The organism is Martelella mediterranea, assembly GCF_004342225.1.
Taxonomy (GTDB): Bacteria; Pseudomonadota; Alphaproteobacteria; order Rhizobiales; family Rhizobiaceae; genus Martelella; species Martelella mediterranea_B.
This window is the reverse complement of the sequence record NZ_SMAR01000035.1, coordinates 20890-39147: the sequence shown is the minus strand read 5'-3', so window position 1 is coordinate 39147 and position 18258 is coordinate 20890. Positions and strand designations below refer to the sequence as shown.

Annotated in this window: 16 protein-coding genes; 10 read left to right on the top strand and 6 right to left on the bottom strand. The window is 60.0% G+C overall.

Annotated features, from left to right (window positions below):
* The first annotated feature begins 116 nt into the window (after window positions 1-116).
* Entirely contained in the window at window positions 117-596 is a 480-nt protein-coding gene (locus EDC90_RS21500) for a type II 3-dehydroquinate dehydratase (RefSeq protein ID WP_348633715.1), read from the top strand.
* On the opposite strand, the gene EDC90_RS17125 is transcribed toward EDC90_RS21500, so the two are convergent.
* The 3 genes from EDC90_RS17125 to EDC90_RS17115 all read right to left on the bottom strand — a co-directional run bounded on the left by EDC90_RS17125 (window position 550) and on the right by EDC90_RS17115 (window position 3554).
* Window positions 550-1350 (bottom strand): ATP-binding cassette domain-containing protein, encoded by an 801-nt coding sequence (locus EDC90_RS17125; RefSeq protein WP_132313773.1) that lies wholly within the window; start codon window positions 1348-1350, stop codon window positions 550-552. The genes EDC90_RS21500 and EDC90_RS17125 overlap by 47 nt on opposite strands.
* Entirely contained in the window at window positions 1326-2399 is a 1074-nt protein-coding gene (locus tag EDC90_RS17120) for an ABC transporter permease (RefSeq protein ID WP_132313772.1), read from the bottom strand. The genes EDC90_RS17125 and EDC90_RS17120 overlap by 25 nt, the downstream gene beginning before the upstream one ends.
* A 120-nt stretch (window positions 2400-2519) precedes the next feature.
* Window positions 2520-3554 (bottom strand): sugar ABC transporter substrate-binding protein, encoded by a 1035-nt coding sequence (locus EDC90_RS17115; protein WP_132313771.1) that lies wholly within the window; start codon window positions 3552-3554, stop codon window positions 2520-2522.
* A gap of 187 nt (window positions 3555-3741) precedes the next feature.
* Between EDC90_RS17115 and EDC90_RS17110 the strand changes: the two genes are divergently transcribed.
* Window positions 3742-4956, top strand: a complete 1215-nt coding sequence (locus tag EDC90_RS17110; protein WP_207903946.1) for an ROK family transcriptional regulator — start codon at window positions 3742-3744, stop codon at window positions 4954-4956.
* A gap of 93 nt (window positions 4957-5049) precedes the next feature.
* Here the strand turns inward: EDC90_RS17110 and EDC90_RS17105 are convergent, their stop codons facing one another.
* On the bottom strand, window positions 5050-6399 hold the full coding sequence (locus EDC90_RS17105; protein ID WP_207903945.1) for a NosD domain-containing protein: 1350 nt from the start codon (window positions 6397-6399) through the stop codon (window positions 5050-5052).
* 245 nt (window positions 6400-6644) lie between these two features.
* Here EDC90_RS17105 and EDC90_RS17100 point away from each other — a divergent pair, with 245 nt between their 5' ends.
* The 8 genes from EDC90_RS17100 (at window position 6645) to EDC90_RS17065 (ending at window position 16049) form a co-directional block, all read left to right on the top strand.
* Window positions 6645-6827 (top strand): hypothetical protein, encoded by a 183-nt coding sequence (locus EDC90_RS17100; RefSeq protein ID WP_132313769.1) that lies wholly within the window; start codon window positions 6645-6647, stop codon window positions 6825-6827.
* 92 nt (window positions 6828-6919) lie between these two features.
* Window positions 6920-8017: an ABC transporter ATP-binding protein gene (locus EDC90_RS17095; RefSeq protein WP_132313768.1), complete on the top strand. Its 1098-nt coding sequence runs from the start codon at window positions 6920-6922 to the stop codon at window positions 8015-8017.
* On the top strand, window positions 8014-9345 hold the full coding sequence (locus tag EDC90_RS17090; RefSeq protein WP_132313767.1) for a glycoside hydrolase family 172 protein: 1332 nt from the start codon (window positions 8014-8016) through the stop codon (window positions 9343-9345). Before EDC90_RS17095 ends, EDC90_RS17090 begins: the two co-directional genes overlap by 4 nt.
* A 32-nt stretch (window positions 9346-9377) precedes the next feature.
* Complete coding sequence (locus EDC90_RS17085; RefSeq protein WP_132313766.1) at window positions 9378-10652, top strand: ABC transporter substrate-binding protein; 1275 nt, start codon at window positions 9378-9380, stop codon at window positions 10650-10652.
* 5 nt (window positions 10653-10657) lie between these two features.
* On the top strand, window positions 10658-11578 hold the full coding sequence (locus EDC90_RS17080; RefSeq protein WP_132313765.1) for a carbohydrate ABC transporter permease: 921 nt from the start codon (window positions 10658-10660) through the stop codon (window positions 11576-11578).
* A complete protein-coding gene (locus EDC90_RS17075; protein ID WP_132313764.1) occupies window positions 11571-12467 on the top strand; it encodes a carbohydrate ABC transporter permease in 897 nt (298 codons plus the stop codon). Before EDC90_RS17080 ends, EDC90_RS17075 begins: the two co-directional genes overlap by 8 nt.
* Before the next feature lie 3 nt (window positions 12468-12470).
* On the top strand, window positions 12471-14963 hold the full coding sequence (locus EDC90_RS17070) for a GH116 family glycosyl-hydrolase (RefSeq protein WP_132313763.1): 2493 nt from the start codon (window positions 12471-12473) through the stop codon (window positions 14961-14963).
* Between the two features lie 57 nt (window positions 14964-15020).
* Window positions 15021-16049: a LacI family DNA-binding transcriptional regulator gene (locus EDC90_RS17065; protein ID WP_165972879.1), complete on the top strand. Its 1029-nt coding sequence runs from the start codon at window positions 15021-15023 to the stop codon at window positions 16047-16049.
* A gap of 14 nt (window positions 16050-16063) precedes the next feature.
* On the opposite strand, the gene EDC90_RS17060 is transcribed toward EDC90_RS17065, so the two are convergent.
* A complete protein-coding gene (locus EDC90_RS17060; protein WP_132313761.1) occupies window positions 16064-17134 on the bottom strand; it encodes an ABC transporter ATP-binding protein in 1071 nt (356 codons plus the stop codon).
* 25 nt (window positions 17135-17159) lie between these two features.
* Complete coding sequence (locus tag EDC90_RS17055) at window positions 17160-18254, bottom strand: glycoside hydrolase family 172 protein (RefSeq protein ID WP_165972878.1); 1095 nt, start codon at window positions 18252-18254, stop codon at window positions 17160-17162.
* Window positions 18255-18258: the final 4 nt, after the last annotated feature.

Here is an 18258-nt window from a genome sequence, read left to right as displayed (position 1 = left end):
CTATAATCCTGTGCGCAGACATTCTGCTCTCGGATATAAATCACCGATCCAGTTCGAGGTAATAAACCGGAATTTTGAGACAGAACCTCTCCACTAAATAAGGGCAAGTCCAAGCCATGTGCAGGCAGGCGGCGGGCGAGGAGGGGCTGGTGTTTCGCCAGACCAATTCCGAGCAGGAGATGATCGAATGGATCCACGAGGCGATTGACGGCTCGAGCGCCCTTTTGATCAACCCCGCCGCCTTCACCTTCTATTCGATGGCGATGATGGATGCGTTGAAGATGTATCCCTGCCCGATGATCGAGTTCCACATTTCCAACGTCCACAAGCGCGAGCCGATGTACCACAACTCGCTGGTCTCGCCCGTGGCAACGGCGGTGATGGCCGGCTGCTGCGCGAAATGGTGGCGGAAGGATATTGAGGGGCCGGATATTACAGCCGGCGGACAAGTCTTTAGGGGCAGCATTTCCGGCCTGAAACCGGATCACCGGAAATGCTGTCCCTCTTTTGTCATGATTAATCGGAAGGTGTCGGCCAAAATCTGTCGGCTCAGGCGGTCATCGCTACTTCCGGCGGCTCCTTGGCGCCGGTCATGAAGGCGACGGCATCGGACATCGTGTGGTCCTTCGGATCGATGACGCAGAGCCGCCGGCCGAGGCGATGGACATGGATGCGGTCGGCCACCTCGAAGACATGCGGCATATTGTGCGAGATCAGAATGATCGGAATGCCGCGCGATCTGACGTCGAGGATGAGCTCCAGCACCCGGCGCGATTCCTTGACGCCGAGTGCAGCCGTCGGTTCATCAAGGATGATGACCTTGGAGCCGAAGGCCGCAGCCCGCGCCACTGCCACGCCCTGCCGCTGCCCACCCGAAAGGGTTTCCACCGCCTGGTTGATGTTCTGAATGGTCATCAGGCCGAGATCGTTCAGCTTTTCGCGGGCGATCCGCTCCATTTCCGGTCGGTCGAGCTGACGGAAGACCTTGCCCATGATGCCGGATTTGCGCAATTCGCGACCCATGAACATATTGTCGGCGATCGACAGCGCCGGCGACATGGCAAGTGTCTGGTAGACCGTCTCGATACCGGCTTCGCGGGCATCGTTGGGCGAGGCGAAATGCAGACGCCGTCCGTCCATGTGGATCTCGCCGGAATCCGGCAGCACGGCGCCGGAAATCGCCTTGATCAGCGTCGACTTGCCTGCGCCATTGTCGCCGATCACCGCCAGGATTTCCCCCGGCATGAGATCGAAATCGCAGTGATCGAGCGCCGTCACCTTGCCGTAGCGTTTGACGAGGTTGCGTGCCTTCAGAAGCGGTCCGGTCATATTGATACCTTTCTGATCCATTGGTCGAGAGCCACGGCGGCGATGATCAGCAGGCCGATCAGGAGATAGGTCCATTGGGCATCCGCGCCCATGAGCCTGAGCCCCAGCGTGAAGACGCCGACGATCAGGGCGCCGAACAGCGTGCCGAGCACCGAGCCGCGCCCGCCAAAGAGTGAAATGCCGCCGATCACCACGGCGGTGATGGATTCGATGTTGCTCAGCTGTCCCGAGGTCGGCGAGACCGAGCCGATCCGCCCGATCAGGGCCCAGCCCGCAAAGGCGCAGATCAGGCCGGAGAGGACATAGACGGAAATCAGCGTGCGTCTGACATTGACGCCGGCAAGTTCCGCGGCTTCGGGATCGTCGCCGACGGCATAGACATGGCGGCCCCAGGCCGTCTGGCGCAGGGCATAGGCAAGTACCACCACCAGCACGATCATGAAGATCACACCATAGGTGAAGACCGCCCCGCCCAGCGAAATCTTGTTGCCGAAGAATTGTAGCAGCGGCGCCCTAGCCTCGATGTCCTGGGCGCGGATCGTCTCGTTGGCCGAATAGAGAAAGTTGGTCGCCAACGCGATCTGCCACATGCCGAGCGTGACGATGAAGGGTGGCAGCTTGATACGGGCAACCAGAAAGCCGTTGATGAACCCGACCGCAGCGCCGCAGGCGAGCCCGCAGACGATGGATACGGAGGGCGGAAGGCCGTAGCGAAATGTGAACTGTCCCATGATGACGGAACTCAGGACCATGATCGCGCCGACCGAGAGATCGATGCCCGCCGTCAGAATGACGAGACTTTGCGCCGCCGCGACAATGCCAATGATCTGAACCTGCTGCAGGATCAGCGTCAGTGCGAAAGGCGAGAAGAATTTCGAGCCCAGCAATGCGCCGAAGACCGCGATCGACAGCAAGAGCACGATCAGCGGCACCAGCGCCGGTGTCTTGTGCAGGGCATGCTGGAGCCTGTCGATCAGCCACACTGGCTCCTGCTCGAATTCAGCTACGTTCGCGGGACTTTGCGCCAGAGCGGATTCATAGTCATCCCGCCGTGCCGTCGGTTCCTGCATGTTTCTCACTCCCGAATGTTTCCAGGCACGCGAACCGGACGCTCCGGCCCGTCTGCCTGGCTGTCGAAAAAAGGGGAGGCCGGTTTACGGCCCCCTCCAAACAGATGAGGGAAGCCGGGATCAGCCCCAGCAGAGCTTCATGCCCTCTTCGGCGGAGATCGACTCTACGCCGTCAACCGGATGATCGGTCACCAGGGTGACGCCGGTATCATAGAAGTTCTTGCCCTCGGTCAGCATCGGCTTAGTTCCGTCGGCAGCGAACGCAGCGATTGCCTCAATGCCTTTCGAAGCCATCAGCAGCGGATATTGCTGAGACGTGGCGCCGATAACGCCATCGGCAACATTCTGGACGCCCGGGCAGCCGCCATCGACAGAGACGATCATGACGTCGTTCTCACGCCCGATGGATTTCAGCGCCTGATAGGCGCCGGCGGCAGCCGGTTCATTGATCGTGTAGACAACGTTGATCATCGGATCCTTGGCGAGCAGGTTTTCCATGGCCCGCTGTCCGCCCTCTTCATTGCCCGCCGTGACATCGTTGCCGACGATGCGCGGATCGGTCTCGTCTCCCCAGCGGCCCGGATCGCCCAGATCGATGCCGAAACCTTGCAGGAAGCCCTGGTCGCGCATGACATCGACGGAGGGCTGGCTGACGCCGAGATCGAGCATGGCGATCCGGGCGTTTGCAGCCTCGTCACCAAGCCTTGCGGCAGCCCAGGCCCCAATCAGTTCACCGGCCTTGAAGTTGTCGGTGGCGAAGGTCGCGTCGGCTGCGTCGATCGGTTCCAGCGAGGTATCGAGCGCGATGACGAGGATGCCGGCATTGCGGGCCTGCTCGACGACGGGAACGATCGCCGAACTGTCGGAGGGCGTGATCAGGATACCCTTGGCGCCATCGGCAATGCAGGTTTCGACAGCCTGAACCTGGGTTTCGTGATCGCCGTCGATCTTGCCCGCAAAGGTCTTCAGCTCGATGCCGAGTTCCTTGGCCTTGGCGACAGCGCCCTCCTTCATCTTGACGAAGAAGGGATTGGTATCCGTCTTGGTGATCAGGCAGGCCGAGGTGTCGGCTGCCTGCGCGTTTCCGGCCAGAACCGCGATGCCCAGCGCCGTCGCGCAATAAAGGGCCTTAGCACTCTGTGTGTTGAATGGCATGAAATCTCTCCTCCTTTAACCGGCAGGCCTCCCAAGCCCGCGCAAGTGCGGCAATCGCCGCGATGACCATAGGAAGCACGATCGGGATGCGGTTTGTCAAGATAATAAATCACTCCGATTTATTTATTATGGCCAATTTACAATCGAGGGATTATGCTCCACCTAGACCTGAGGAGGTAGCTTGAACGTGACAACGCATTTTTCCGGAGACGGTCAGGGACATAAAGATCTCACGACATCAAGAGGCTCCAATCAATCGGGTGTGCGCGCCCATAATGAGCGGCTGGTGCTGTCCACGATCCGCCGCAACGGGCCGCTGGCCAAGGCAGAGATCGCGCGCAGGACCGGCCTTTCGATCCAGACAAGCGCGGTGATCGTGCGCTCCCTGGAGCAGGAAGGCCTTCTGAAACGCGGCGAGCCGGTGCGCGGCCGCATCGGACAACCCTCCGTTCCGATGGGGCTGGCTCCCGATGGTGCCTTCTTCTTCGGCCTCAAGATCGGTCGCCGCTCGGCCGATATCGTTCTTCTCAATTTTATCGGCGAGGTTCTGGACAGCGCCCATCTCGTCTACGACTATCCGCGTCTCGACGAGATGATGGCATTTGTCCTGCCCGCGGTTGCCCGGATGCGGACCGCCGTTCCGCAGGAGCGACTGGCCGGTATGGGCATCGCCATACCCTTCCGCATCTGGGACTGGGCCCGCATTGCGGGCGTTGCGACCGGACAGATGGATGCGTGGCGCACCCGCGACATTCGCGCTGAACTGGAGGCCAGTATCGGGCTGCCGGTCTATCTGCAAAATGACGCTTCAGCCGCCTGTGGCGCCGAACTCGCCTTCGGCAAGGGAGAACGCCCGCCGGATTTCCTGCATTTCTTTATCGGCTATTTCATCGGCGGCGGCCTTGTGCTCGACAACCGGCTATACACCGGCCGCTCCGGCAATGCGGCAGCCCTCGGTTCCCTGCCGATTGCGCAGGCGGATGGCTCATATTGTCAATTGGCGGACACGGCTTCTCTCTGCCTGCTGGAGCGAGCGATGAACTTGGCCGGACAATCCAGTGAATGCCTTTGGGGGCCGCCGGATGACTGGCTGGTCGAAGACAGCCTGCTGGAGCCCTGGCTGGACGAGACCTGCAGAAGCCTGGCCGTTGCCATTATCGCCTCCTGCTGCGTCGTCGATGTCGGGACCGTGCTGATCGATGGCTGGCTACCGGACAATGTCCGGGCTGAAATCGTCGCGAGAACGGCAGCGATCCTCGAGCGGACCGACGCCCCCGGCATCGAGAAACCCGAAATTGCCGAGGGCACGATCGGGCCGAACGGCCGTTCGCTCGGCGCCGCCAGCCTGCCGCTTTCCGACCGTTATCTCGTCGATCTCAACGCCGTGCTGGTCGCCGGATAGGAAACCCCGTCCTTCTGGCGTTACGGGAGTCGCGACCCGAACAGATGCACGTTTCGTAATCAGAGGGGTGACTTTCGTGACGTGATGCCTGTTCTATTCTCCGAATTTGGGCGTGGCCCGGAATGCATTCTCTTTCCTGTCCAGCACCACCTGATCGTCATTGCCGCAATCGAGGACGGTGTTGCGTACCGCCTCTTTCCGGATCAGCACCGTTGTGACGGCAAGCTCCGCCAGATTGGAGGTCGAAAGCAATGCGCCGACCTGTGTCGAGAAGCAGGCGCTGTTCGGCGCGTCATCCTCGGCGGCTGTTTCCGTCGTCGCGACGATATGGTTGTTGGCGATATAGTTTCCGCTGCCTGAAACCACATGGATGATCACCGGCTTGGCCCCGGGCGGATTGACGTAATGGCTGTCGATCGTTTCCGAAATGTGGTTTGCGACGAGCGAGTTGTTGCTGCCTTCGATGCGCAGCAACCCGTGGAGATCGTCGAGGCCGTTGTCGTATTTCTGCATCGGCGTCCAGGGTTCGCGATCACGTAGGAAATGGTTCGAGGCAACCAGATTCTCGCAGCAATTGTCGGCGAGAACCAGCATTCCGGGATAAAAGGAATGAAACCTGTTGCCGGTAATGGACGAGCGAACCACGCCTGAGAAATAGACGCTGCTCGCGCCGCGGGGGAACACATTGTTGGACGAAACCAGTATGCCGCCATAGTTTTCGGCATAGATGGAATGCCCATCATACCCCGCGCCGACGAAATTGTTCGCGATCCGCGAGGCCTGTCCCATGCCCCTGAGTTCGATGCAATTGCCGCATTCCGCGATGAAATTGTTGTCGAGGGCGAGTGCGTCCGCATCGTGAATGACGAGACCGTGCTCCAGATAAATGAGGCCCATGCCGGTTATCCGGAACGAGTCGTTGGCGCTGGCGACGTGGATCCCCGTCTTGCGGTTTTTGTAGGTGTTTTCGGCGTCGCCCCGACCGTCGTCGACGAAGTGCAGGCCGTCGATGCAGAAGTCGGCAAACTCCACCGAGCTTATGCGCGGATTGCCGCTGCGGCCGATCAGGAAAGCAGCGCCTTCTGCTCCCCTCGCGGCGGAGCCTTCAGGCAGATCGACGATCACACGGCTGCCGCCCGGCCAGACTTCATGCCAGTTTGCCAGTTCGTCGGCGGGCGTGTTGAACCGGATGCTCGAGGATGTGAAGCCGTGTCCCGAACCGACGATCTTCAGGAAGCTCACATCGATGACGACCTGTGTGACGAGGTGATAGTCGCCCGGGGGAATATAGATCACGGCTCCGGGCTTTCCGCCGCCATTGCTGTCGACAGCGCTTTGCCGGCGCTTGATGTCGGCGATGATCGCGTTGATGACGGCCCCGATATCCTCGTAGGCGTTGCCGCCGGGATATTGCGTGACATCGTAGCAGTTTTCGCCAGACATATTGCGTTGCGGTCGGTCGGTCCCGACAGTGTGGCTCGTCATCCGTTTTCTCCAGGCTATGTCATCCGCAGAGGCCCGCTTGCGCGAGCGATCTTCATTTCGTTCCTGATCGCGCGCCCCGCTCGGGATCAACCATAAGGATCATATGACGACGTTGTCAATAAGTGTTGTCGACGTTGTCATAAATCGGTATCGTGCGCATATTTCCTGCTGCGAGCAGTGACGGCAAGGTGGAGAGGCCGGGTATGAAGCGCAAGCTTTCGGGGGAGGGGGACAATAATATGGGTCAGCATGGAGGCGTCCAAATTTGGAGCCTAGTCGGACGAGCGGCGAAGCGCTTTTTTTTCCTCGAATTTGCCCTCTCAGAAAAATATGAAAATTTTAAATCATTGAAAAGAAGGGATAATAAATTTCATTACTCTTGTTGACGTTTAAGTCGACGTCGACATAAAATCGACGTCGACATCGAACGGTCATCGACATGAGGCCATGTGATGCGGCCTCGGGAGGAGGAGATAATTTGGCTAGTCTTGAGCTTTCTGAAATCGGAAAGAGCTACGGCGCCTTCGAGGTGCTGCGCGACATCAATCTGACCGTCGCCGATGGCGAGTTGATCGTCTTTGTCGGGCCGTCCGGCTGCGGCAAGTCCACCCTTTTGCGCATGATCGCGGGGCTGGAGCCCATTACGACGGGCGCACTGAAGATCGACGGGCAGGTGTCCAACCTGCTGTCCCCTGTCGAACGCGGCATCGCGATGGTATTCCAGAGCTATGCGCTCTATCCGCATATGAATGTGCGCAAGAACATGTCCTTCGGCCTGAAGCTGGCGGGGATGAAGAAATCCGAGATCGCCGAACGTGTTGGATCGGCGGCAGAGGCGCTCGAGATCGGCGACTATCTCGACAGGCTTCCCAAAGACCTTTCGGGCGGCCAGCGGCAACGTGTTGCCATCGGCCGCTCGATTGTGCGGGAACCCAAGCTTTTTCTGTTCGACGAGCCGCTGTCCAACCTCGATGCGGCGCTGCGTGTACAGACGCGTCTCGAAGTCGCCCGGCTGCACAAGCGACTGCAGGCGACGATGATCTACGTCACCCACGACCAGATCGAGGCGATGACGCTTGCCGATCGTATCGTGGTGTTGAGCGCCGGGCGCATCGAGCAGGTGGGCGCGCCGCTCGAACTCTACCGGCGGCCCGCCAATCTCTTCGTTGCCGGCTTTATCGGGTCGCCGAAGATGAACGTCTTCGATGTCGAGTTCACCGCCGGCCCTGAAGGGCTCGCCGTTTCGGGTCTGGAGGGCGGGCTTACGCTGCCGGCCACCTCCGGTTCACCCGGAAAGGGAACGCTGGGTGTTCGGCCCGAACATCTGAACCTGACGGACGAGCCGAATGCCCTCATTCGCGGCCGGCTCCTGCACGAAGAGCACATGGGCGAATACCGCCTGCTTCACATTCAACCCGAGCGCGGAGAGCCGGTCATCGCCAAGGCGGACGACGACGCCAGCCTGCCTGACGGCACGATCGTCAATCTGACTTTCGACGCGCGTTCCGCCCACGCCTTCGACGCCGCCGGAAACCGGCTGGCGACTTTTGATCCCGAGGAGAGTAACGTCCAATGAGCAATCCAGGTTTTTCCATGTTGTCCGATCTCAGTCGGATGAAGAACGCGCGTTCCCGCCGGCTTTCGAGCTGGGATCAGGAAGGCAGGAATCAGGACTACTGGCTGATTCCCGCCGGCGAAACCGTCCGCCTTGCCGATATCCGCGGCCCCGGCTGCATCACCCATTTGTGGACGACGCAGTTCTGCCGGCGCGTTCTCGGCCCCGGCCTTATCGATCCGACGCTGGGCAATTACGTCGCGCCCGTCTTCGAGATTCATAACGCCCTGGGGCTCAATTGGGAGGTTGCCGATCCGCATTATTATCGCAAGGTGCTGATCAAGATGTACTGGGACAATGCCGACGAGCCGTCCGTGATCGCGCCGCTCGGCGACTTCTTCGGCGTCGGGCATTCGATGCCAGGCAGCTACTCGGCTCTGCCGATGTCGGTCTCCGCCAAGCCGGAGGAGAGCTTCATCTTCGGCGGCAGTGCGGCCTTCAACTGCTATTTCCAGATGCCTTTCAACGAACGGGCGATCATCGAGGTCGAGAACCAGAATGACGTTCCCTACGGCCAGTATTTCTATGTCGACTATGAGCAGTACGACGCCCCGCTCGACGATGACATTGCCTATTTTCACGCCCATTGGCGGCGCGAAAACCCCTGCAAGGGCTGGGCGCCGGGCCTTCAGGTCAACAGCCCGGAGGTGAACATTGCGAACCTGACGGGGGAGGGGAACTACACGATCCTCGAAACCGAGGGAAAAGGGCAATATGTCGGCTGCAATCTCTCCGTTGCCCACTTCCAGGGGTCGTGGTGGGGCGAGGGCGACGAGATGTTCTTCATCGATGACGATCAGTGGCCGCCGAGCATCCATGGCACCGGGACGGAGGACTATTTCAATCATGCCTGGGGGATGCAGGACAAGAAGGACCTCTATAACGGTTCGGCTCTCCACGAAAGCAAGGTTCCCGGCTATCAGGTCTCCTACCGTTTCCATCTGACGGATCCGGTCCGTTTCGACAAGCGTCTGCGCGTCACGATCGAACACGGTCACGCGAACCAACTCAGCGACGACTGGGCGTCCACGGCCTATTGGTATCAGGCCGTTCCGGCGAAGGGGTTGACGGTCCCGCCGGTCGAGGACCGCATTCCGAGCACACCCGGCAACCGCACGCCGACGCTCGCGGATCCTTCAACCCTTTCCGATACACAGGCGACAGCGATTGCCGACGCCGCGAAACGCAACGCCGAATATCAGCGGCTGAGGGACGTTGAGATTCGACGCAAGCTTGAGCGCACCCGTGAACGGGAGGCGCGCAATATCCAGTTCGGACAGTCCGAATAAGGCAGCATTCTTTTGTATGGGAGGAACATACGATGCAGACCAGAAGACAGATACTGACCTCTTCGGCCGCGCTGGCCGCAACACTGGCGCTGCCGCGCTTCGCGAGCGCGGCGGTCTCCAGTGACGTCAAGGCGAACCTGACGACCTATAACTGGGGCAATCCGGACGAGGCACAGGCTTACGCAGCAGCCTTCGCGCGCTTTCAGGAGCGTTTTCCGAATGTCTCGGTAGCCGACAATATCACGCCGGTGTCGTCCTGGTCGGATTATGCCGACAAGCTGGTGACGCAGATCGCCGGCGGCAATCCGCCGGATATCATCAACATCGCCATTGAAGGCGTGCGTCTGGCAGTCGACAAGGGGCTTTTGATGCCTCTTGACGATCTGATCGCGGCCAACCCGCAGGCCAGGGCATTGCTCGACACGATACCGCTGCAACTCAGGGATGCGCTTTCAGTTGACGGTAAACTCTACGAAGTGCCGAACGGCTGGCAGACAATGGTGATCCATTACAACAAGAAGGTTTTCGACGAGGCCGGCGTTGCCTATCCGAAACCCGGCTGGACCTGGGATGATTTTCTTGACACCGCGAAAGCGCTGACGAAAGGCGAGCAGGAGCAGCGCGTTTATGGCTTCGGCATGCCCTGGTTCAATTTCGCGATCCACCCCTGGTATCTGACCAACGGCACCTATCCGGTCAGCGACGATTACACCGAATCCAATCTTACGGACCCGAAGATGGTGGAAGTCGCCCAATGGCTGCACGACCTCGTGCATGTCCACAAGGTCTCTCCCGACCCGATCGGGCTCAACGTTTACGATCAGTTCGCCGCCGGTCGTTTCGGCATGACGGGCGCCGGACGCTGGCCCGTCGCAGGATGGGTGAAGAACGGCTTTACCGATTTCGACATCGTGGAGTGGCCCCGCAAGGCGGCAAGCGCGACGGTATTCGGCGGGGCCGGCTGGGGCATCTCACCGGAATCGAAAAACCCCGAACTGGCTTTCAAGGCCATCATGGAACTCGTTTCCGTGGAAACCGTCACCGAGGTGATGGATATCGGTCAGCAGATTCCGATCTATCGCGAAGTGGCGGAAAGTCCGGCTTTCCTGGCGCATCCCGAAAACGCGGAGCTGTTCTATAACGTGATCGAAACCGCGCGTCCGGTCGCATCCCCGAAATACTTCAATGCTCTCGATCGCATTCTCGGCCGTGTCATGGACGAGGTTATCACCAATTCCAAATCGCCCGAGGATGCCCTGGCTTCGGGCGACAGGGAACTGAAACGCGCCATCCGCCGGGCAGGGTAATTGCCATGGCAGCGAGCACCAGCTTCAATCTCGGCTATTGGTTCGCACCGGAAAACCGGTCCGAAACCATAGCCGGCCTCTGCTTCGTCCTGCCCGTCGTGGTTGGCTTCGCCGTCTTCGTCGCGGGGCCGATGATCGCGACATTCGTGATGAGCTTCTTTTATTACGACCTTCTCAGCCCGCCGGAATTCGCCGGGCTGGGAAATTTCGCCTGGGCGCTTGAGGACGACCGGCTGGCCCAAGTGCTCAAGAATACGGGTTTCTTTGCGGTCTTCGCCGTGTTGGGAAATGTCGGGCTTGGCGTGGTGCTGGCGGTCCTTTTGAACAGGAACCTGCCGGCGGCCCTGCGCTATGTCTATCGCGCCGCATATTTCTTTCCGTCTCTCGTCGGTCTGATCTTCGTTGCGGTCATCTGGCAGTTCCTGTTCCAGCGTGACATCGGCATCATCAACTATTACCTGAACAAGGTGGGCATTGGGTCGGTGAGCTGGCTTTCAAGCCCGGACATGGCGCTCTATTCGGTCATCATCCTCGATGTCTGGAAGAATGTCGGTTTTGCGATGCTGATTGCCATGGCCGGGCTGCAGAGTATCTCGAACGAGTATTACGATGCGGCCAAAATCGACGGCGCCGGTGCTTTGCGCACCTTCTGGTCCGTCACCATTCCGCTGCTGTCGCCGACCATTTTCTTCCTGCTGACATATACGACGATCGGCGCCTTCAAGGTCTTTGAGTCGATCGTCGTTTTAACCAACGGAGGTCCCGGCGACGCCTCGCGCTCGATGGTCATGTACATCTACGAAACCGGTTTCAAATCGCTGGAGATGGGCTATGCCTCGGCAATCTCGCTGATCCTGCTGGCGATCATCGTCGCACTCACGGCTATCCAGTTCATTCTTGCAAAGTATTGGACGTTCTATGAGTGAGATCACCATCAGGCCGGGTCAGGCCCGGCACATCTGGTCACGCGCAACGGACTGGCTGGTCTGGATTCTTCTGGGCGTGGGCGCGTTGCTCATGCTCGCCCCCTTCCTCTGGATGTTCACGACAACGCTCAGGCCGATGTCGGAGGCGTTCAACCTGCCGCCGCAGTGGTTTCCGGGTCTAGATGCCACTCTGGAAAGCTATCGCAGCCTGCTTTCCAAAGGCGTTCCGATGGGGCGGTTCTTCTGGAACTCGTTCTACATCGCAACGACGGTCACCATCGGTTATGTGGCCGTCACGACGATCGCGGGATACGCATTCGCGCGACTGCGCTTTCCCTTCAAGGGACCGCTCTTCGTGGCGTTGCTGACTTCGCTGATGATGCCGACCCAGACCACCATCGTGCCGCTCTTCCTGCTGATGAAGAACCTCGGTCTGGTGGATTCCCATTGGGCCCTCATCCTGCCGGGCATTACCGGCGCCTTCGCACCGGGCATGTCCGGCGTGTTCGGGGTCTTCATGATGCGGCAGTTCTTCATCACGCTGCCGAAGGATCTGACGGAGGCCGCCCGCGTGGATGGCGCCGGCCACTTCCGCACCTTCTGGAGCGTTGCGGCACCTCTGGCCAAACCGCAGATGGCGGCCCTTTCCGTCATCATCTTCACCATGACATGGAATGATTATTTCATGCCGCTGGTTTTCCTGAACTCCATCGACAAGATGGTCCTGCCGGTCGGCATCATGTCGATCCGCGAACCCGTCGGCAATTCCTCGGGCACGTCCGAGGTCATCGCCGCCGTCGCCTTGTCCATCCTTCCCGTTCTCATCATGTTTCTCGTCGCCCAACGCTGGATCGTCGACAGCTTCGTGCGCGCAGGCGTCAAAGGATAAACAATGTCTACGCAGAACTATATCTATTCCAAAGCCGAGCTCTATCAGCGCGGCGAACGGCCGTCCTATCCTGGCGAGGCCCGCGAGGCGGCCTTCCCGCTCGGTGGCATCGGCACGGGCAACGTCTCAATCGGCGCGCGCGGAGAGCTTCGCGACTGGGAGATCTTCAACTGGCCGGGCAAGAAGAACTTCCTGCCTTTCACCTTTTTTGCATTATGGGCGCAGAAAGAAGGCAGCGACCCGGTTGCCAGGATCCTCGAACGCGAGGTGACCCCGCATTACAACAAGTCGCACGGCTTTCTGAACGGCGAGCTGGCAGGGCTGCCGCGTTTCCGGGAGTCCCGGATGTCGGCGGGGTATCCGTTCGTCGAGGTGGCGCTTTGCGACGACGCGGTACCGCTCGAGGTCACGATGGAAGCCTTCACCCCGCTGATCCCGCTCAATGCCGAGGACAGCGCCATTCCCGCTGCCGTCATCCGTTACCGGTTGAAAAACCCCCACGCCGTCCCGGTGAAGGCTTCCGTCGTCGGCTCGATGGCCAATGTCGTCGGTTTCGACGGCTACGACGTCTTCAACAATGTCAGGCTCAAGGGGGAGGGGCATAACGAGGACCGGGATTCCGCGGCCCTGACCGGCATCCATTTTACGGCTCCGGATATTCCGGTCGAAAGCTTCGATCATGGCTCCCTGTCGCTGGCGACGACGGCAAAAGAGGGCACCTTCCGCCGTGCCGAATGGCTGCACGGAGAATGGACCGACAACGCCCAGGACTTCTGGGAGGATTTCAGGGCGGACGGGATGCTGGACCCGGTCAGGCCGATCGAGGCCACCGGCTCGGCGCTCAAGGACTTTCACGACTTCTCCTTCCTCGACCTGAAGGAAAAGATCGGCTCGGTCGGCGTTCGCAAGGACCTGGCGCCGCATGGCGAAGCGGTTATCGATTTCGTCATCGCCTGGCATTTTCCCAACAGGCCGCGCGGCTGGATCGAATTCGACAAGGATATCGCCGACTACAAGGCCGGCAAGTATCCTGCGATCCGCAACCACTATGCGACGGTCCATCAGGACAGCTGGGCGGCTGCCGACTACCTTGGCGCCAATCTGGCGCGTCTGGAAGGGCAGTCGCGGCTGTTCGAAGAGGCGCTCTATTCTACCGATCTGCCTTCCTATGCCGTCGATGCCGTGGCGGCGAATATCGCCTCCATGCGCTCCCACTGCGCTTTCCGGATCGAAACCGGTGAGTTTCTCGGTTGGGAAGGCATCCGTGACTATGTCGGTTGCGGTCAGGGCAACGTCAACCATGTCTGGAATTATGTGCAGACGGTTGCATTTCTGTTTCCCGAACTGGAGCAGTCGATGCGCCGGGTCGAGTTCAATCACGAAACCGACGAGAATGGCATGATGCCGTTCAGGGCGCGCACCATTCTCGGCCAGGACAGGTGGGAGATGATTCCGGCCGCGGACGGGCAGATGGGTTCCATCCTGCGAGTATGGCGGGAATGGAAGCTTTCCGGCGACGATGCCTTTCTCTCGGAGCTCTGGGAGAAGACACGGCTTGCAATGGATTATGCGATTTCGCACTGGGACGCCGATGGCGACGGCCTGCCGGAGGGGCAGCAATCCAATACCTATGACATCGAGTTCTACGGTCCCAATCCGATGATGAGCTTCATCTATTGCGCCGCCTTGAAAGCCTGCGTGGAAATGGCGGAGCGCCTGGGAGACGTGCGGACAGCAGAGCGCTACGCGGCGCTTGCGGCAGCCTCTTCGAGGGGCATCGAAGACGTTTTGTGGGACGGCGACTATTTCGTGCAACGCATCGACAATGTCGACGCACACCGATATCAACATGGAATCGGCTGCCATTCCGATCAGCTTCTGGGGCAGTTCATGGCCTATGTTTCCGGCATGGGCGCGCTGGTTGCGCCGGACAAGCTGAAAAGCGCCATCAAGGCGGTGTTCGACAATAATTTCCTGCCTGAATTGCGGGCGGTGCACTCGGTTCAGCGAACCTATGCGCTCAACGACGAGCCGGGCTTGACCCTGTGCACCTGGCCGAAGGGCGGGCGTCCGCGGTTTGCCTTTGCCTATTGCGACGAAGTCTGGACAGGCGTCGAGTATCAGGTGGCGGTCAATCTGGTGCATGCTGGGCTGATCGATGAGGCGCTGACGGTGGTGAAGGCCCTGCGCAGCCGTTATGACGGTTTCAAGCGCAATCCGTGGAGCGAGATCGAGGCCGGTCACCACTACATTCGGGCGATGGCGAGCTTCGGTCTGATCACCGCTTTCTCCGGCCAGAAGACCGACCTGCCCAACGACAAGCTTTCGTTTGCGCCGAAATTGAAGGACGGTCGCTATCGCAGCTTCTGGATCTGCGGCAAGGGGTGGGGAACGATCGAAGTCACCCGCGCCGAAGACGGGAGCCTCGACCACAGGATCGAAATTCTCTACGGCGATCTCGATGGAATTGCGATAGAAGTGTCGGACGCCCAGTGAATGTGTTCCCCGGCCGGACACAGCGGTTCGGCCGGGATTTTAGAGAGAAGGCTTGAAATGGTCAGCATCAAGGATGTCGCCGAGAAGGCCGGCGTTTCGGACCAGACGGTGTCGCGGGTCGTTCACAATGACGCGAAAGTCGACCCGAGGACCCGCAAGCGCGTCGAGAGAGCCATCGCCAAGCTCGGCTACGTTCCGAACCGGGCTGCGCGCATGGTGCGCACCAACCGGTCCGGCGTCGTCGCCCTGGTCACCAACTCCGTTTCGACCACACCGTTTTCGACCGACATTGTGCGCGGCGTTCGCGACGCGATCGAGGCGACGCCCTATTCCCTGCTGACGATAACCACCGGGAGCGAGCCGGAGCGAAGAGCGCGGTGCTGGAAGACGGTCAAGGAACACCGCTGCGATGCGGTCATTTTCGTGACGATGTATCATCGCCAGGTGGAGGAGGCGGAGCTGGACCCGGCCGTCCCCACGGTTCTGGTCAACTGCAGCCTTGAGAATGACCGGCCGGTTCCGGCCATTGTTCCGGACGACTATCAGGGCAGCTATGACGCCGCAGCGCTGGCGTTTGAACACGGCCACAGCAGGATCGGTTATGTCCGACTGAACCAGACCATTCTGGCCGCGAGGCTTCGCGAAGCGGGTGTGCGCGATCTGATGCGGGCTAAGGAGCTTATGCCGCGGGAGGACTGGTTTGTCGAAGGTCTGGTGGGCAAGGTCTTCGAGGACCGGTATGTCGCTTACGAGAACGCGATGAAGATCCTGAGTCTTGAAGATCGTCCGACCGTCATGCTTTGCGGCAATGACGAACTGGCGCTGCAGGTCTTTTCTGCGGCGCAAACGCTGGGCCTGCGTGTTCCGCAGGATCTCAGCATCGTCGGATTCGACGACTTTCAGGTCATCAGCGACGTCATCAGGCCCGGCCTGACGACCATGGCGCTTCCCTATTACGAGATGGGCCAGCGCGCGGTGCGCGACGTTGTGAAACTCATCGAAAAGCAGCCCGTCGAAACCGTCCGGACCGCCGTTCCCTGCGTTCCTGTGCTGAGGCAATCGCTTCAGCGCCTGAACAGGGTCTGATCGGGTCCGACCGTTCAGTAAACACGTTTTCCGTCCTGGTCGAACAGGCGCGCCTTGTCACGGTCAAAGGCGACGCCGATCGTTTCATCGGCAGCGGCAGCGTAATCCTGCGGAAGGGAGAGGCAGATTTTCTCGCCACCCAGAAAGCCGCCGTAAAGATAGGTCCCGTGGCCCAGCCGCTCCACGACCTCGACAGCAAACGGCGTCCCCCCCTTTTGCGGCGAAATATGCTCAGGGCGGATACCGCAGCGAAGCCTGTCGCCGGAAGAGGGCGAAGATGCTGTTGGAATGGCGATCTGCGTGCCGTCGGCGAAGGCAACAGTTGTGTTGCCGTCAACAAAGTCCGTTACCGTGACGTCGAACATATTCATTTTCGGTGAGCCGATAAACCCGGCGACGAATTCATTGGCCGGGTTTTCGTAGAGTTCGATGGGATTGCCCACCTGTTCGACCCTGCCCGCGCGCAGCACCACGATCTTGTCGGCGAGCGTCATCGCTTCGACCTGGTCGTGGGTGACATAGATCATCGTCGCATCGAGCTGCTTGTGCAGACGGGCGATCTCCTGACGCATCTCGATACGCAGTTCCGCATCGAGGTTCGACAGTGGCTCGTCGAAAAGGAAGACGTTCGGGTCGCGCACGATCGCCCTTCCGATAGCAACGCGCTGACGCTGTCCGCCCGAAAGATCCCGGGGCATGCGCTTGAGCAGTGGCTCAAGTTGCAGGGTTTGGGCGACCTTCCCGACGGTGGCCTGGATTTCCTCTTTCGGGCGTCCCTCGATCTTCAGTCCGAAGCCCATGTTCTCGGCCACCGTCATATGCGGATAGAGCGCATATGACTGGAAGACCATGGCAATGCCGCGCCCCTTCGGGTCGACATCGTTGACGAGGTTGCCATCGATGAAGATCTCGCCGCCGCTCGGCGTATCGAGCCCGGAGATCATCCTGAGCAATGTGGACTTGCCGCATCCCGAGGGGCCGACAAAAACAACGAACGCCCCGTCCTCAACTTCAAGGTCGATATCCCTCAGCACATGCGCGGCGCCATAGGACTTCTGCAGCTTTCGAAGTGAAATGGTAGACATTTGTAAATCCTTCTAGATGGCCCGATCACCTGGGCCGGCGTCCGGCCGCATCGGGTAACGGCTTGAAGGCGGCATGGGGTTCGCGCTGATACCAGTAGGCAACGGCGCAAAGATCGTCGCTGCGCTCGAACAGGCGCAGCCCGTCATGGCCGATCTGCTGCACGGTCACCTTGAGGTCGCTTTCAAATAGGATGGGGTCCGGCAAATGCCAGCGGTAGAAGCCGCGCATCGGCAAGGCAGCGCCATCGTAGATATGCGCGCGCACCTTGTCGCGGGTGACGAATTGGGGAAAACCCATGAACGGTGTGGAATAGGTCTGTTCTGCCACGGCGGCGCCGTTGTTAGGGGTTACAAAACCCCATGCCCCGCCGAAATAGTCTTCGGCTCCGGTTCCGCAGATCGTCGGCCACTCCCAGTCGCCGTCGATGTAGAACTTGACCTCGCCTTCGCCGTACCAGAAGCGTTCGAGTGACGTCCAGGCGAGAAAGGTGCCGACATATTTCCCGCGTCCGCGGATATTGTCGACGATGACGAAATCCTGACCGGGCGCGGTGGGGTTCTCGCGCCGGAAAGCGGCATGGAAATATTCGGTGTCCTCCGGAAGGCTGTCCTTTTCCGTATAGTCGATCTGGTAGAAGAAGGCCTCGATGTCTTCCGGGTGTTCGGAGGTGACGGTGATGCGACCCGACTTGCGGAAGGGCATCGGGAAATAACAGTTCATCCCGCCGGTGGGATTGACGACAACGGGTAGCGAGTTGACGATTGCCCGTTCACCGAAGCCATTGCAGAAGAAGTCGCCGAGCGGGGCTTCCACCGAGGGTGTCTCCTCGTCGTCCCAGTACATCCGCAAAACGATATTGCGCAGCGCGAACCAGTGTTTTTCGGTCTGGTCGAAGGTGGTGCACCAGATGTGGGTGATGATGCCGGGCGTGCGAATGTCGCACAGCGTCAGTTCCGCACCCGCAGGCAGAGGCAGGAAGGCACGGCCCTTGCGGGCAACTCCCAGCGGTCCGGCGGCCTTGCCGCCCGCGCCCTTGGCACCCGTCGGATTTTCCGCGGTGATGGCTCGTGAGCGCCCCTCGGCCGGACGGAAGATATCGTTAAGATTGCCGATCGACATGATG